Source organism: Alcanivorax sp. 97CO-5, assembly GCF_000524665.1.
GTDB lineage: Bacteria > Pseudomonadota > Gammaproteobacteria > Pseudomonadales > Alcanivoracaceae > Alcanivorax > Alcanivorax borkumensis.
The window spans coordinates 121956-137262 of record NZ_KI965907.1 but is presented as its reverse complement, the minus strand read 5'-3'; the positions used below and the strand labels follow the sequence as shown (position 1 = coordinate 137262).

The 15307-nt window shown below is 53.6% G+C and carries 14 protein-coding genes; 6 read left to right on the top strand and 8 right to left on the bottom strand.

The annotated features are described in order from the left end of the window. The first annotated feature begins 71 nt into the window (after positions 1–71). Positions 72–2210: a TonB-dependent siderophore receptor gene (locus Y017_RS14055; protein WP_231483538.1), complete on the top strand. Its 2139-nt coding sequence runs from the start codon at positions 72–74 to the stop codon at positions 2208–2210. Positions 2211–2456: 246 nt separating this feature from the next. Here the strand turns inward: Y017_RS14055 and Y017_RS14050 are convergent, their stop codons facing one another. The 4 genes from Y017_RS14050 to coaD all read right to left on the bottom strand — a co-directional run bounded on the left by Y017_RS14050 (position 2457) and on the right by coaD (position 6471). Then, complete coding sequence (locus Y017_RS14050; protein WP_035461595.1) at positions 2457–2876, bottom strand: SRPBCC family protein; 420 nt, start codon at positions 2874–2876, stop codon at positions 2457–2459. 595 nt (positions 2877–3471) lie between these two features. Then, entirely contained in the window at positions 3472–3999 is a 528-nt protein-coding gene (locus Y017_RS14045) for a GNAT family N-acetyltransferase (protein ID WP_231483534.1), read from the bottom strand. A 61-nt stretch (positions 4000–4060) separates the two neighbouring features. Further along, positions 4061–5746, bottom strand: coding sequence for a gamma-glutamyltransferase (gene ggt / locus Y017_RS14040; protein ID WP_035461593.1), 1686 nt, complete (start codon positions 5744–5746; stop codon positions 4061–4063). Positions 5747–5979: 233 nt separating this feature from the next. Next, positions 5980–6471 (bottom strand): pantetheine-phosphate adenylyltransferase, encoded by a 492-nt coding sequence (coaD, locus tag Y017_RS14035; RefSeq protein ID WP_035461592.1) that lies wholly within the window; start codon positions 6469–6471, stop codon positions 5980–5982. A gap of 464 nt (positions 6472–6935) precedes the next feature. Between coaD and Y017_RS14030 the strand changes: the two genes are divergently transcribed. From Y017_RS14030 to Y017_RS14015, 4 genes are read left to right on the top strand one after another with little or no spacing between them, the layout of a single operon-like run. Continuing rightward, entirely contained in the window at positions 6936–7910 is a 975-nt protein-coding gene (locus tag Y017_RS14030; protein ID WP_035461591.1) for a hypothetical protein, read from the top strand. Between the two features lie 2 nt (positions 7911–7912). After that, entirely contained in the window at positions 7913–8464 is a 552-nt protein-coding gene (locus Y017_RS14025; protein ID WP_035461590.1) for an ATP/GTP-binding protein, read from the top strand. After that, positions 8461–8871: a roadblock/LC7 domain-containing protein gene (locus Y017_RS14020; RefSeq protein WP_035461589.1), complete on the top strand. Its 411-nt coding sequence runs from the start codon at positions 8461–8463 to the stop codon at positions 8869–8871. Before Y017_RS14025 ends, Y017_RS14020 begins: the two co-directional genes overlap by 4 nt. A gap of 43 nt (positions 8872–8914) precedes the next feature. Then, the gene (locus Y017_RS14015; protein ID WP_035461588.1) at positions 8915–9274 is read left to right on the top strand and encodes a hypothetical protein; all 360 of its coding nucleotides are present in this window, start codon (positions 8915–8917) and stop codon (positions 9272–9274) included. 380 nt (positions 9275–9654) lie between these two features. Here the strand turns inward: Y017_RS14015 and Y017_RS14010 are convergent, their stop codons facing one another. The 4 genes from Y017_RS14010 to Y017_RS13995 all read right to left on the bottom strand — a co-directional run bounded on the left by Y017_RS14010 (position 9655) and on the right by Y017_RS13995 (position 14460). Continuing rightward, positions 9655–10518, bottom strand: a complete 864-nt coding sequence (locus Y017_RS14010) for a PA4780 family RIO1-like protein kinase (RefSeq protein WP_035461587.1) — start codon at positions 10516–10518, stop codon at positions 9655–9657. A 146-nt stretch (positions 10519–10664) separates the two neighbouring features. After that, positions 10665–12275: a GMC family oxidoreductase gene (locus tag Y017_RS14005; protein ID WP_035461585.1), complete on the bottom strand. Its 1611-nt coding sequence runs from the start codon at positions 12273–12275 to the stop codon at positions 10665–10667. Between the two features lie 59 nt (positions 12276–12334). Beyond that, complete coding sequence (locus Y017_RS14000; RefSeq protein WP_011587384.1) at positions 12335–12868, bottom strand: twin-arginine translocation signal domain-containing protein; 534 nt, start codon at positions 12866–12868, stop codon at positions 12335–12337. Positions 12869–13017: 149 nt separating this feature from the next. After that, positions 13018–14460, bottom strand: coding sequence for a coniferyl aldehyde dehydrogenase (locus Y017_RS13995; RefSeq protein WP_011587385.1), 1443 nt, complete (start codon positions 14458–14460; stop codon positions 13018–13020). Between the two features lie 128 nt (positions 14461–14588). Here Y017_RS13995 and Y017_RS13990 point away from each other — a divergent pair, with 128 nt between their 5' ends. After that, positions 14589–15290, top strand: a complete 702-nt coding sequence (locus tag Y017_RS13990; protein ID WP_035461627.1) for a TetR/AcrR family transcriptional regulator — start codon at positions 14589–14591, stop codon at positions 15288–15290. The last annotated feature ends 17 nt before the right edge of the window (positions 15291–15307 follow it).

Here is a 15307-nt window from a genome sequence, read left to right as displayed (position 1 = left end):
CGCGCTAGCGCAAGGTATGTTAGTAGCGGTTAGTGATGGTCCGGGATGCAGAGACAATTACAGGCACGATCATGATCATCACTTCTGCACGTTTTTGGGGCCGCCCGTTGGCGGCCTCACTGTTGCTATTTCCACTGGTTTCGACGGCAACAGAGGTGGAAACCGATAACGATGACGTACATGAAATTCCGTCAGTAACGGTGAATGAAGAAACAAACCAAGGCACGCTTGCCGATACTTCGGAAAGCTACCAGCCGAAAACCCCGCTGAGCGCACCCACCGGGTTGTCGCTGACCCGTCGGGAAACGCCGCAGTCGGTTTCAGTAGTGTCGCGGACCTTGATGGATGATTTCCAGATCGTGTCGGTGAGCGAAGCATTGGCGGCTACACCTGGGGTGGTGGTTGACCAAGTGGAAACCGATCGGGTGTATTACAACGCTCGCGGCTTTGAAATTACCAACTACCAGTACGACGGACTGGGCATGCCGTTGCCCTACGAAATCGTTAATGGAGATACGGATACGAGCCTGTTTGAACGGGTGGAAATTGTGCGCGGGTCCAATGGTTTGATGAACGGTTTGGGCAATCCTTCCGCCACCGTCAATTATGTTCGCAAGCGCCCTACACTAGATGCCCATAGCACACTTTCCGCGAGCTATGGCTCCTGGGATAACCGCCGTGTTGAAGTGGATACCTCCGGTAGCCTGACTGAGGATGGGCGGGTCCGTGGTCGTATGGTGTCAGCGTATCAGAATCGTGATTCTTATCTGGACCGTTATGAAAATGAGCGTGGTGTTTTCTACGGGGTGGTTGAGGCTGACGTGACTGATTCAACGCTGTTCACGTTGGGTTATAGCTACCAGAACAGCAATGCAGACAGCCCCATGTGGGGGTCACTGCCGCTGTTCTATTCCGACGGCACCGCGACCGACTACGACGTGGAAACCAGCACCGCCGCCGACTGGGCATACTGGGACAGTAATACCGAGTCTGTGTTCGCCGAACTGCGGCAGCGTTTCGATAACGGTTGGGAAGCCAATGCGGTGTTCAACTACCGCAAAATGGAAGGTGAATCCGAATTGTTCTACGTCTATGGCACGCCGAACAAGGACGAAACCGGCCTGTTCGCCTACCCCAGCCAGTATGACGACAAGGTCACCGAGCGTGTGTTTGATCTGTACGCCCGCGGCCCGTTCGAAGTGGGCGGCCGTGTTCACGAAATGGTGATTGGAGCTAACTATGCGAAAGGCCGTATTGAGGAAACCTCAAACTATGGGCAGGGCATCGGAACCGCGCTGACTCCGGACTGGGCTTTTGGTGGTAGTTACCCCAAGCCGACCTTCGATGCCTCCACCAGCGGTAGCAAGTGGGATGACCGCTACCGCAGCGCCTACCTGGCCACTCGCCTTAGCCTGGCCGACCCGCTGACCCTGATTGGCGGCGCTAGCTATGTGGACGTGACCAGCGAGGGTGAAGGTTACGGCGCCAGTAAAGATGCCAGTGCCAGCGAAACCGTGCCTTATGTTGGTCTGATCTACGACCTGACGGATGTGCATTCTGTGTACGGTAGCTACACTAAAATTTTCAATCCACAGACCGAAGAAGACATCACCGGTCAGCGCCTGGAGCCAGTAACTGGTGAAACTCAAGAGCTGGGCCTGAAATCCGAATGGAAGGATGGTCGGATTTATACTGCCTTGATTGCCTTCCGAACAGATCAGGAAAACCTGGCAGAAGCCGCTGGGATGATCGGCCCTGATACTTATTACGGCGGTGTGGATGTGGAAAGCTTTGGCTATGAAGGGGAAATTAGCGGTGAAATTCTGCCCGGCTGGCAATTAGCCGGTGGTTACACCTGGCTGGAAATTGAAGACGAGGATGGCGATGAAATCCGTACTTACACGCCGCGGGAAATGCTCAGGCTATCGACTACCTACCGGCCGGCTACTATACAGAAACTGAAAACCGGTGTTCAGGTGAGTTGGCAGGATAGTATTTACCGCGGTGGTACTGGTGGTATACCCAAAACCACTCAGGACAGCTATGCGCTGGTAAACCTGATGGCCAGTTATGACTGGACCAAAAACCTGACGACAACCCTGAATGTGAATAATGTGACGGACGAAAAATACTACAATTCGCTCTACGTGGGGCAAGCCTATTATGGCGCACCGCGTGGAGCTAATGTTCGGTTTGATTATACGTTTTAACCGACAAGCTTAGAGAAAAATACTGCCAAAGGGGTGCAGCAGGAACAGATTGGTTTTCTTGTGGCCGTATTGGCAACCGTTTGACGTCGGCGTCTGCACAAGCAAGGGCGTCGGCGTTTTTTTATGGAATGTATGGCGTGTGGGGAAGCGGCGTAACCCGACATATTTATGACGGGTTAACGTTAATGTCAGGTTACGCTGTTCAGGCGATCAATCTTATTAGGTAAATCGCTTTGTTTGGGGCAATTACAGTTTTAATTTGTTCAGGCCGCGGCCGATAGCCTGTGCCAGGCCGACTTTGATGATGGGGCCGATCAGCGGAAATTTGCTTTCAAATTCGATGGTGTAGTCCATTTGGCTGCCACCATTGGCTGTCTCGGAAAAGCGCATAACACCCCTATGGTGTTTCAGCGGGCTACCCTTGGTGATGCTGTACTCGATACACTCATTAGGAACCACCTTGGTGACTGTTTCTTCGAACGGTGGCGCGATCAGAATCTGCAGTTTGCGGGTAGAGCCCACCCCGTTGGGGCTGTCCTGGCCGTCTTTAATACGTTTGATCTTGGCCGGGGCAAAAATCAGTTCCAGATTTTCGTGCACGCTGAGAAAGTTGAACAGCTTGTCCACGGAAAACGGAAAGGTCTTGTGAATTTCGATACGTTGCATGGTGGTTGCTCCTATTACGTCCGGCAAGCGGACGGAGATGATTCACACTGCCAGGCGCGGCAGTAAACAGGGTGTTGATTCTGACGCTTGCCAAGTTGCTCACAAGGTTAAATGGGGCCATAGCACGGCTGACGACAGCCTTAGGATGAGAGGAGATAAGCCTCCCCCATTGTGTCTATCCGCCGTTAAAACTCATCGGCTAGCCAGGCGTTACCGCTGCACAGCGCTTCTGCTGCTGTGCGCAATGGGCCAATGGCGTTGCCGGCTAGTGAAAAGGCAGGCGCGATGTCCGGAAAGTAGCCTAACTCATGCATTAGACGGTTGACTATCCCCCGTGTGGGGCGCTCAGAAAATATTGCGGTCAGATGGTATGGTTAGCCCGGTTGCTGGCCAGCCATGGGGCTTGCATCAACGGGAGAGCAGGATTGAGCAGAGATCGCATAAAGGCGACCTTGTCAGACTGTAACTCGCTAGGCGGTAAGTTAGCGGTAAAGAGTACCAGCGGATCACTTGCTGCAGTATAAGGGCCACGGGGCCACGGGGCCACGGGGCCGTGGGTAAGGGCTTAGGGTGTGGTCATTTTCGACGGTCGAATTTATGGTCGATAGTCGGATTTGAGTAACGCGTAGAGCGCCTGATCTACGAACCGGTCGTAAAGCCATTCGGCTTGCCTGAGCGTTCCTTCGTACACAAAACCCAATCGTTCCGGCAGGGCTCGACTTCGCCTGTTGTTCAGCGCACAGCGGATCTCGATCCGGTTGAGTGTATATTCTGTGAAACCAATATTGAGGAGTTGCCTGACCGCACTTGTCGCGATGCCCTGACCCGTGTGGGTCTGCGCGAGCCAGTACCCGATGGATCCTGTGTGATGAGGTTGGTTGATATTATTGAACCCGGTGACGCCACATACAGTCCCCAAATGAACAATGGCAAAGGAGTGGGCGTCACCAGTGGCGGCCATTTTTTCAGCGGTTTCAATGAAGTGTCTTGTGTCGTCGACCGTTAACACCTGATCCAGCCAAGGCAACCATTCGCGCAGGAAGTTTCGATTACTGTTGGTGAGTGTAAACAGATCGTTAGCAAAGCCCTGATTCAGGGGGTGTAGGGTGACATTAGCGTCCACGCGAACCTCCATTTGAGGGCAGAAAAGCCTGCTGGCCTAGGATTAAGTTAACGCTTTGCCTCTACTCTGTTGATTGCTCCTTGGATGAATGTGGGGCTCGAATTTCGGCGCTACCGATCCCTCGTGGGTCGCTGGCAGCGGTGACCTCGCCACTATCTTGGCGCCACAGTATAGCCTGCATGTTGCCGTAGTTACGGCCAGTGGAAACCACCTTATGCCCCCTACGTACCAAGTCTTTTGCGGCTTGGCTGTCGATGAATGCCGGCTCCGCCTGCACTTCGTCGGGCAGGTATTGATGGTGGTAGCGCACTGCGTTGACCCAGTCTTCCACTGGTTTGTTGTTGCTGGCTTCCAGCACGGCCAGCATTACCATGGAAATGATGCGGCTGCCGCCGGGGGTGCCGAGAATGGCGATGCGGTCGTCGAACTCCACGAAGGTGGGGGTCATGGATGACAGGGGGCGCTTGCCGGGGGCAATGGCGTTGGCCTGGCTGCCGACCAGGCCATAGGCATTGGGGCTTCCGGGTTTGGCGGAGAAGTCGTCCATTTCGTTATTGAGAAGAACGCCGGTGCCGGGGGCCACAAAGCCGCTACCGAATGGCAGGTTAATGCTTAGCGTAGCGGCCACTCGATTGCCGTCTTTATCCAGTACCGAAAAATGGGTGGTATGAAAGCCTTCTTCTACGCCGACGGGCTCGCCCAGGCTGCTGCTGGCAGTGGCCTTGTCGAGAGTAATACTGCTGGCGCGTTGCTCGGCGTAGCCTATGCTCAACAGCTTATCCACAGGTATATCCACAAAGTCCGGGTCGCCAAGATACCGTGCCCTGTCCTGATAGGCGCGGCGCATGGCCTCGATGGCCAGGTGCGGGGTTATTTCTGCGGTGTTGCCGTCGTTGAGTTGGCTGAGAATATTGAGCGCTTCGCCCATAACGATGCCGCCAGACGACGGTGGTGGGGCTGAGATTACCCGGCCCCCGCGGAACTGGCTGACGGTGGGGGTGCGCTCTACAACCTTATAGTTAGCAAGATCGTCCAGTGTCCAGATACCGCCAGCTTGTTGCACTCCGTCTACCAGCTGTTTGGCCACTTCGCCCTGATAAAAGCCCGCGTTTCCCTTTTCAGCGAGGGCTCTGAGTACCCGGGCAAGATCCGCTTGTTTAATCAGGTGGTTGTTGGGGGGCACCTTGCCGTTGTGCAGGAAGATAGCGGCGGCTTCCGGAAAGCGATTAAGCACGTCTTTCCGGTAACCTGCTAATTTGCGGTAATGCTCCTCTACATGGAAGCCATGTTCGGCCAAAGCAATAGCGGGGGCTAGAGTGGAAGTGAGCGGCAACTTACCGTAATTGTCCGCGAGATGGACGAAAGCGGCGGCTTGGCCGGGAATGCCGGCAGCGCTGGGGCCGTTTACTGCCCAGTCGCGAATCACCTTACCCTCTTTGTTTTGGTACATGGTAGCGGTGGCCGCGCCGGGAGCCGTTTCGCGGGCATCTACAAAGGTTTGCAAGCCATCCTGTTCCCGGTGTAGCAGCCAGAAGCCACCGCCGCCCATGCCGGCAGAATAGGGTTCGACCACGGCCAAAGTGGCGGCCACCGCGACTGCCGCATCAAAGGCATTGCCGCCCTGCTCCAGAATATTCAGCCCAGCCTGAGTTGCCAGTGGATGGGCACTGGCAACCGCACTCTTGCCTGGCCCGGCGGCCTGGGCGGTAACAGTAATTAGCAGCAGGAGCGAAAGCAGATGGCGCATGGGGATTCCTCCGTGTATTCAGCTATACCCTGGTAGACGTGCTTTAACCGGCGCTCCCACAGGAAGCTTCCTGCATTGTTATTGGCGTTGAAACAAGCAACGACACGGTTATGGTGGATGATTTGACTTTAGGCCCTGCTCTCGCCTTAACACTCGGGTGCAGCTACGCTCTTTCCAGATCATCGTGTAGAGAATCGCGTTTTGGCTTGCCGCTAGAAGCGGGTCGCGATGTTCTAATTCTGTCGCGCCTTGCGTTTCTCTTCCAGCGCCTCGGCCACCAGTGGTGGCACAAAGTTGTTCACGTCGCCGTCCAACAATGCGATCTCACGAATCAGTGAGCTGGAAATAAAAGACAGGTGCTCTGCCGGCGTGAGGAAAACCGTTTCCAACTCCGGAGCGAGCTTGCGGTTCATATTGGCCAGCTGGAACTCGTATTCGAAATCACTGACGGCCCGCAGGCCCCGTAGCAAGATGTTACCGCCTTCTTCACGACAGAAATGAGCCAGTAGCTTGGAAAATCCGGTGACTCGCACATTCGGAAGGTGAGAGAGCACGCTCTGGGTTAGCTCTACTCGTTCATCCAGAGAGAAGAGTGGGCCTTTTTTCTCGCTCGCAGCGATTCCTACCACGACCTCATCAAACATTTTGGCGGCCCGTTCCACTAGATCCAGGTGGCCGTTGGTAATCGGGTCGAAGGTGCCGGGGTAAATTACGCGGTTGGTCATGCTGAGGCTCGCTTTGTCACGGTAGAAACTGTACCCGGGTATAGCCGGATACCCTCTGTTGTGCCGCAAGCATACCTGATGCAGTGACAGAGTTGCAGGTGTGCCTAGCTGTGTGTGTGGAGCGTGTAGGCACCATAGGATAGGCCGCGCAGGCGAGCAGGCTCCTCAGAAATGGCGATCTGATGTAAGCATTCGCTTATATAAAGTAAGGGGAAATACGTATATGTAGGGCTTGCTTTTTAGTCAACACGCGCAACGCATAATCATTTTTTTATGCCCGTCATCTTTTCTCGTCCGCTTGTCGCCATCCGTTTGCTGATAGAAATCCCAGAGGACTAATTTGGATCTAGAGTTACATATACGTAATAACTGGATGTAGCACCGAAAGTCGCTGGCCTCAGAGGGCTGCTCGTTAAGCGGAGAGCCCAAAGAAATAGATGCCGATTTCATGGATTGTATAAGCGATGAAAAAGCAACGGCTAGGTTTTGTAGGATTAGGTGATGACACGGCAAGTGCCTGCCTGTCCATGCTGAAAATCGTGGAGGGGCGCTCTGAAGCGAACTGGTGTCTCAGTGATCCTGACAGCGCAGATGTGCTGATGATTTCCTGTGATAAAACACCCGAAACGCAATGCTGGCACGATAGTAAAAAACCGCGCATTGTCGTGTACCACTGCAACCAGCAGAAACCAATTTACCGTTTTACTCTGCAGCATCCTTTTCGGGTAATGCAGTTGCTATCTGTACTGGATGAAGTGAGTGCCATTTTGCTTGGCCAAGGGGCACCCGTGTTGCAACCCGCTGAGCCTACGCTGCCATTGACATCATCTAGCGAAGGTAACGAAGTCTCTCCTTTCTGGTTATCCCTGCATGAAGCGGTAAGTGGAAATGTGACAAACCCTGCAACGTTGTTGGTGGCGCTGTCGTCGCAGGGCGCCCTGTATTTCAAGCCAGCATCACAACGTTTTTATGCAAGCAAAGCGCTGTTTCGCCAACTAGCTGCATCCTCGGTGACACTGGGACCATTGACGCCGACAGCAAATGAGTTTCCGGAAGATATGGTGGCCTGCCCGCTATTCTCTGTGTGCTGGATGGTGTCCCGTTATGACGCCATACATTTGGCGCCGTGGATGAATCCTGAAGGGGCTTTTCATCTTAAGCGCTGGCCTAGTTTTGGCACACTGGAGAAAAGTCGTACACATTTATCACTGTGTGCTCTGATGACCAAGCGACCGTTGACGCGGGAACAACTTCTGAAAATTTCACAATGTGGTGAAGACGAGCTAGATCGTTTTATCAATGCTTGTGAAATGAGTGGCCTGATGGTGTTTGAAGAAGCTGACCAGGCCCCCTTGCCGGTGGAAAACAGTGAGGAAGGGAAGAGGCGTTTCGGTGGCCTAATAAAAGGTTTGCGCAACCGGTTGGGGTTGAGTGCTTAGCGATGATAAATGATGAATTTAAAATTCTTTTTACTGGTCCCATGGGTGCAGGGAAAACCACTGCAATTACCGTGTTAAGTGATCAGGAGTGTGTTTCCACTGATGTGGTGAACACAGATATTGATCAGTGCGATAAGGCGATGACCACAGCGGCGTTGGATTACGGATACATTGACATTCCCGATGGTGGTGGAGTGAGGCTGTATGGAACCCCTGGTCAGGAGCGGTTCCGGTTTATGTGGCCAATTCTTGCCAACAACGCTGCTGGCGTAATCGTGCTGTTAAATGGAGGGCACCCGGATTTGTATAGTCATCTATCAATATTTGTAGATGCGTTTTGGGAACAAGGCGCCATGCCAATGGTTATTGGTATTGGGCGATTGGGAAATGAGGATTTTGAGATAATTGAAAGCGTGGCCGATACCTTACTGGAACGTCATATATCTCCACCTATATTTTCTGTTGATGTGAGAGAGAAGGACGATGTTTTACTGCTGGTAGAAGCTCTGCTCTGCCAGATTGAAGTTAACGAAATGGGAATGATGGAAGCATGAAAGCTGCCTCTCCACTGGGAAAAACTGAAACTGCAGTTGCCCAGAAAGAATTGGAAAACTTCCAAGAGAATACTAAAGGAGTTACTTCTGCCGTATTGCTAAGTGCGGACGGATTTGAAGTGGCGTCGTTGCAAGTTAATAAAGAAAGCGCGAGCCGACTTGCTGCGATGGGTAGCTCGCTGGCAGCGATAAGTTCTGCTATTGCGAAAGAAGCTGGCATATCTGAATGCAGTCGCTTGATCGTCGAATCTGATGAAGGCGTTGTTGCAGTGATGAAAGTTCCGAATCTAAAGCCGCCGCTGGCTCTTGCGGTGGTGGCCAACGATGCGTCTATGTTAGGGCAGCTTCTCTGGGGCGCGAAGAATTGTTGCTCCGGGCTTGAAGAGAAACTCAAAAAATCAATTTGAACCCGTTAATTTTCGGGAAAATAAGTGTTGAAGGAGATTTACCGTGGCGAATATCAAAGAAAGTATGGATGCGCTTCTGCAGTCTGATGGTGCCATGTGTACCGCTATTGTTGATGCTAACAGTGGCATGGTGCTAGGCCAGGCCGGAACGGGTTTAGATTTAGAGTTGGCGGCAGCGGGCAACACGGAGGTCGTCCGCGCCAAGCTGAAAACAATGAAATCTTTGGGGCTCAATGACAAGATAGAGGATATCCTTATCACTCTTGGTTCCCAGTATCACATTATCCGCCCTGTAGCCTCCAAAGAAGGCTTGTTTGTTTATTTGGTGCTAGATAAGAGCAAGTCGAACTTGGCGTTGGCTCGTCGTAACTGTCAGGAAGTAGAGTCTGCGCTTTCGTTGTGATTTTTTTCCCCGCCAGCCTTTAGGTCGGCGGGTTTTCTTTTTTCTACCTCTTCGTTCTTGCTTTATTCTTTTGCGTGAGCGTTAGAATATTTAGGGGGCTTATGGATGGCTGAGCAAGTACGGTGTTTTGCAGAGGTTTTCTCGTGTTTAGTAAGAGGATCAGAAAGCCGACTTAGGTGAAGCTGTTGCTGAAGTTGTCGTTGGTCGTTGGTTTGTTACAGTAGGCCAGCCGATACCATCCGGGATGACTTCGCCGTACGTTTGCGTAAAGTGGATAGCAAGTATCCTGCTTGGCGCTATGCAAATGAAAAGGGCCTACTAACCGCTTCTCTTGATGCTGTGCCGGGAGGCGTGAGGGAATGCCGCCTGCCCGGCCTTTCTTAGGCGTAGGGATCGTCGTGGTTGTTAGTAATGCGTTCGCGGCGTTCTTGTTCTTCTTCAAAAGCGGCTTTAATCTCTGCCAATACATCATCTACATCGGCAATGTGCCCATCATCATTCATCTGGCCGGTGAGTTCGCTGTTTGGTGTCAGTTCCCCGCTTTCATACAAGGCCCAAATTTCTTGGCCGTAGCGGCTGCCGCGCAGTGATGGTGCGTATTGGCCGTAGTAACGGGTCATGTTATCTACATCCCTATACAGCATGGCCTCGGCGTTATTGTTGGCGGCGGCATCCACGGCCTGGGGCAGGTCAATGATTACCGGGCCATAATCGTCCACGAGGACATTGAATTCTGACAGGTCACCGTGAATGATGCCGGCGCAGAGCATGCGAACCACGTATTGCATCATTAGGGCGTGGTCTTCTTCGGCCTGCTCGGCGGACATGACAACGTCGCTGAGCCTAGGCGCGACGTCGCCTTCGTCGTCGGTGACCAGCTCCATTAATAGCACACCTTCGAGCATGTCGTAGGGTTTGGGCACGCGGACGCCGGCCTGGGCGAGTAATCGCAGGGCATCCACTTCGGCGCTTTGCCAGATCTTTTCTTGCTGTTCGCGGCCGAACTTCGAGCCTTTTTCCATGGCACGGCTGCGTCGGCTGTTGCGTACCTTGCGTCCTTCCCGGTACTGGGCGGCTTTCTTGAAGTTACGCTTGGCGGCTTCCTTGTAGACTTTCGCGCAGCGGATCTCTTGGCCACAGCGAACCACAAAAATATCGGCTTCCTTGCCACTCATCAGACGGCTGATGACCTCATCGACGAGTCCATCATCGACCAGGGGCTGTAAACGTTGTGGGGTTTTCATGCCGCACTTATACCTCATTTAGCGCGTGGCTTCGCCTGCTTCCTGAGGTTTTGACAGGGAAAGTGAGAAAAAAGCACGCATAGAGGGGTAAGGACGTGTCCCTGCTACGCAGGGTAACTACGTAGCAGGGGGATGATGGCGGTGGTTCAGCCTTTCAGTTTATCGGCCAATGCTGAGGCATTGCGGGCGCTGAGGCCGTAGATGGAGAGTTGTGGATTGGCGCCAATGCTGGTGGGGAATACGGAGCCGTCTATGATATAGAGGCCGTTCAGGTGCTTGTAGCTGCCGTCGCTGTTGACGGTGCAGCGGCTCTCATCAGCTCCCATGGTTAGCCCGCCCATAACGTGGGCGCTGCCCAGCGCGGTAACGACAGGGGCATAGTCCAGTTGTGCCACGCCTTCGCGGGCTGCCTTCCAGCTTTTGTAGTAACCAGCATGAGCGTGGCTGGGCCGTACTTCTTTGGCGCCAGCGGCAAATTGCATTTCCAGCATGGTCAGGTGGGATCGTTTGGCACCTTCCAGCAGGTAGTCATTGACGGGATAATCGAGCAGTGGTTCGCCGTTATCACGCAACTCCACGGTGCCACCTTGGTTATCTTCATGGAAGCCATCGCGAATTAGGGCAATAGCGGTGGCCAAGTTGGGAAGACGTTCGATTTCTTCCCGGGCTCGTTCGCCGAATCCGCCTATTAATGCACCAGACAGGCCCGGATGCATGGGCATCATTTCCATTTTGTAACCCGCCGGGCCATCGACTCCGTGTTTAAACGTGAACTCGTCGGAATACATGGATTGTGGGGCGCCGTAATACGGAGCGATTTCTTTATCGTAGAGACCGAACACAAACGTGGTGGGATGCAGGAAGGTACGCTTACCCACTAGCCCGTTCGGGTCTGGGGCGTCGGAGCGCATCAGCAGTGCCGGACTTTGAATGCCCCCCCCCGCGGCAATTACGGTTTTGGCTTTTAGTGTTACTGTGGCGCCGGTAGGCTTTTTGTCATCGTTTAGTGGCCGCACTCGCACGCCGGTAACGCTGTCACCCTCAATGATCAGGGTGTCGGCCTGAGCGCTGTAAATCAGTGTGGAGCCGTGATCTAGAGCGCTGGGAATGGTAGTGACCAGCATGGATTGCTTGGCGTTGGTGGGGCAGCCCATGCCGCAATAACCGATGTTCCAGCAGCCGCTTACGTTGCGGGGGATAATGGCGGAATGCCAGCCTTTGTCATCGCAGCCCCGTTTCAGTATGTCGTTGTTGGCGTTGGGCGGCATGGCCCACTTTTCTATGTTTAGACGATCTTCCATCTGTTGAAACCAGGGAGCCATTTGTGCCTGGCTAAGCCCCTGTACGCCGAATTCATCGTGCCAGTATTGCAGGGTTTTCTGGGGGGTGCGGAAGCTACTCGTCCAGTTAACCACGGTGGTGCCGCCCACCGTGCGCCCCTGCATTACGGTCATGCCGGCATCCTTGGTAGCGCGTAGCGCGCCCTCTTGGTAGAGGTCACGGTAGGCCTTACCTTCATCCAGTTTGAAGTCGTCGGAGCTTTTTAGTTTGCCTGCTTCCACCAGTATGACTTTGAGGCCGCGCTGGCTGAGTATTTCTGCACTAACGCCGCCGCCAGCACCAGTACCTACGATGATGACATCGGCTTCTAAAGTGCGGTTGTCGGTGATGGTGCGCCCGTCGATAACATCCCAGCCGTTGGCTGGGTTTTTCCACGGGTCTTTCACGTTGATGGTAAGGGTAGAGAGGTCCTGCATGGCATTATCCTTTTTCTTTGGCTAGCAGTACACGCGATAAAGGCCGCAAGCGGCGCGTGTTAGGCAATAATTTTCTTGGGCGGGCCGGGGTAGCCGGTGCTGCGAGCGGCGGCCGGTTTTACATACCAAGCCATATGGATCGGCTGGGTCAGCCCTTTAAAGGCCATGCGTGATAGGCTTCGCTCACTGGCGGACCATTCGGTGAGGGTTTGCTTAATTTCTTGTTCACTCTGATCGGCAAAGCTGGCCCAGGTGCCGGTTATATACCAGCGGGCGGCACCCAGTTGCATCAGATCGAGCACCTGGAATAGTGCAGCCCGGGTGCCGGGCATGCCGCCTTCGAGTAGGTCATCGAAGGCTTTCATGCCGTCTTCAGCGCTAGCGCCTACATTGGTGAGGGCAGGGCCGAGCACGGCACCCACCAGCGGGGTAAGCAGGTCGACGTCTTGTTGGCGGAAGTGTTTGTAGCCGGTTGCAGGTCCGTCGTTACTGGAGCAACCAGTAAGCAGGGCCAGCCCGGAACCGGTAGCCAGCACAGCACTGCCTGCGGCGCTGAGCTTGAGGAAGCCGCGGCGATTGATTTCCTGATCCATTGCGCACTCTTTTTTTTGTATTAGTCGTTATCTGTAGTGTAGGAGCGGCGCAATAGCCCAACTTAACTAGGTGCTCTTTGTGGTAACGGGCACCTAGTTAAGTTTGAATGACGCGATGAGCGACGCTCCTATAGCAGCTACGGTTACTTTTATTTCAGCAGGAACTTGTAGATGAGCTTATGGATACTACGCCCGTAGGGAGGGAGTATGTATTTGGTAGCGTTCATCTTCCCTTTTTTGTAAATGCCTTTGGCCTGAGAGAAAGTTTGGAAACCTTCTGGGCCATGATAAGCGCCCATGCCAGACGGGCCGATGCCGCCGAAAGGTATGTCATCTACACCTACATGAGAGATGGTGTCGTTCAGGCATACGCCGCCGGAGTGTGTGTTCTTGAGCACACGATTGCAGTTGTCCTGATTCCAGTCGAAATAGTAAAGCGCTAGCGGGCGGGGCCGGTCGTTCACGTATTCGATGGCCTCATCCAGCGTTTTGTAAGGCACGACAATCATCAGTGGGCCGAAGATCTCGTCTTGGGCGATGTCCATGTCGTCGTTCACATTCAGTACCAAGGTGTGTGGCACCTTCTGGCTACCGCTGAAGTCTTCATTAGCCGGGTTGATCTCAATTACATCTGCGCCTTTGGCTTTGGCGTCGTCGAGATAACCCAGCAGCCGTTTTTGCTGACGTGGGTTCACAATGGCAGTGAAGTCCGGGTTGTTCACCATGGTCGGGTAGGACTGGGTAACCTGGGCTTTCCATGCGTCGACAAATTCTTGCACGCGATTTTCTGGGCAGAGAATGTAGTCTGGAGCCACACAGGTTTGTCCGGAATTCAAGCATTTACCGAAGGCGATACGTTCGGCCGCGTCCTTCATGGGGAAGTCCTGGCCGATGATGCAGGGGCTTTTGCCGCCCAGTTCCAGGGTGACTGGAGTCAGGTTAGCGGAGGCCGCGCGCATAATGTGCTTGCCAATGGTCGTGGAGCCGGTGAAAAGGAGGTGGTCGAAAGGCAGTTCAGAGAAAGCCTGCGCTACATCCACTTCGCCATTGATCACGGCAACTTGTTCCTGTGGGAAGATGTTGGTGATCAATTTTTCCAGCAGCGCGCCAGTGCGAGGTGTGGCCTCACTCATCTTGATCATCACCCGGTTACCGGCGGCCAGAGCAGTAATTAGCGGTACTACCGCCAGCTGCACCGGATAGTTCCAGGGCACGATAATGCCCACCACGCCGAGCGGCTGATATTCCACCCAGGTTTTGCCCGGCCAATTCATGGCGCTCACATGGCGCTTGGAGGGCTTCATCCATTTGCGTAGTTTCTTAGTGGTGTATTTCAGCCCTTCTAGGGTCATCATGATTTCTGCGAGTTTGGTTTCATCCGCAGCACGGGTGGTGAAGTCGTTGTTCAGAGCGTCGATCCAAGCATCAACATGATCGACCAGCAATGGCTTGAGTCTGCTGATTAACTCAAGACGCTGTTCGGCGCTAGGGTAAGGGTTCTGACGGTATGCGGCTTTTTGAGCAGTGAATATGCTCTGCAAGCGGGCGATGTCTGGGTTATTTCTGTGCAGATCTTTTACTTCGGCGACCATGGTCCTCGCCTCCCGAGTTGAATTGTTATGTATGATGGAGTGATTAAAAATTAATCTTGAGTCTGATTTTTAGAGTAATTACTCTAAGAGTCAACATCGTGTATCAGAAAGACCACATTTGGCCCCTTATGACCAGCACTAAAGCGCGCATTTTGGAAACCAGCCTTGTCTTGTTCAATCGACAAGGAGAGCGCAACGTGACCACCAACCACATTGCCGAGGCCCTGGGGATTAGTCCAGGCAACCTGTATTACCACTTTCGAAACAAAGGCGTGATCGTGTCAGCGCTTTTCGACCGTTACCAACAACAATTGCTGAGCTTGTTGGAGGCGCCTCAGGGGCCGTTGAGCTGGCAGGTGAAGGTGCATTATTTCGAGGGGCTGCTGGCGTCCATGTGGCAGTATCGATTTTTTCACCGCGACCTGTCTCATTTTCTGCACGCGGAGGAGACTGCTCTAGCAACACGTTATCAACAGTTTGTGGAAGCCATTCTGGTACGCGGGACCGTGATTTACGAAAAGCTGCGTAGCAGCGGGATACTGGCGTTGGATGATGAGCAACTGCAGGGTTTGATGGTCAATACCTGGGTGCTGATGTCATCGTGGGCCTCCCTGGTACATGGTTTGCGCCCGGATGCTGCTGCTAATGAGGAGCTGGATGAGAGCTTGATGCGTCATGGGGTGTACCAGATTATTTGCCTCGAGGAGCCCTTCCTAAAAGGTGAGGCTCGAAATCACCTGGCGGAAATGAAAGAGCGTTATCGAGCCGCCCATAACACCAGCGAGTTGCTGCTGGGCCATGCTGTTGAGCTGTCACCCTCGGGTTGCTGAGGGCTGCCTGTGGAGCC